At 61.3% G+C, this 592-nt stretch carries 2 pseudogenes; both read right to left on the reverse strand.

Going from position 1 to position 592, the window contains the following annotated elements:
* Positions 1 to 316, reverse strand: a pseudogene (locus EOA29_RS39290) (transposase); the annotation flags it as partial.
* A gap of 60 nt (positions 317 to 376) precedes the next feature.
* Positions 377 to 592, reverse strand: a pseudogene (locus tag EOA29_RS42530) (hypothetical protein); the annotation flags it as partial.

Raw genomic sequence — 592 nt, forward strand, 5'->3', positions numbered from 1 at the left:
GAGTGATCCCACGCCGCATATCGACGCCGATGCCGACAAACCAGCGGAACAGGAGATCGTATTCCAGCCGCTCCATCAGAAGCCGTTCCGAACGGATCGAATAGAACGCCTGCAGAGGCATCGCCCGCAACAACTTCTCCGGCGGGATCGACGGTCGCCCGATCGGCGAGTAAAGCGCCGCACAATCGTCCGCCAGCGCCAAAAGCGCCTCGTTCACCATATGGCGGATCGTGCGCAACGGATGGTTCTGGCGAACCCGCACCTCCAGATCCACATAGCTGAAAAGGGAGCCGGTCCGATCGTCGTTGCCCCGCATGCGCCATCCTCCGAATCCCTTCGGAGCCAATCGACGGCGAGCGGCTTTTTCAACGGCCTGCTAGATAGCTTCGCCCATTCCTGCCACTGATATTGATCCTGTGGCGATTAGAGCCTTGGCCGTTTCCGTTACGCCGTGTGGCGCGGTTTGAGCAACCGGCGGAGGCGCAGAGCCTTCCATCAGCACAGCGTCGGAGCCGGTTGCGGTGATGATCTTGGCATAGGCTGCCGGGGTCTGGTAGGCGAGCGAGGAATGAGGCCTCGCGGTGTTGAAGTC

Origin of the sequence: Mesorhizobium sp. M1E.F.Ca.ET.063.01.1.1, from assembly GCF_003998155.1 — a bacterium.
Lineage (GTDB): Bacteria > Pseudomonadota > Alphaproteobacteria > Rhizobiales > Rhizobiaceae > Mesorhizobium.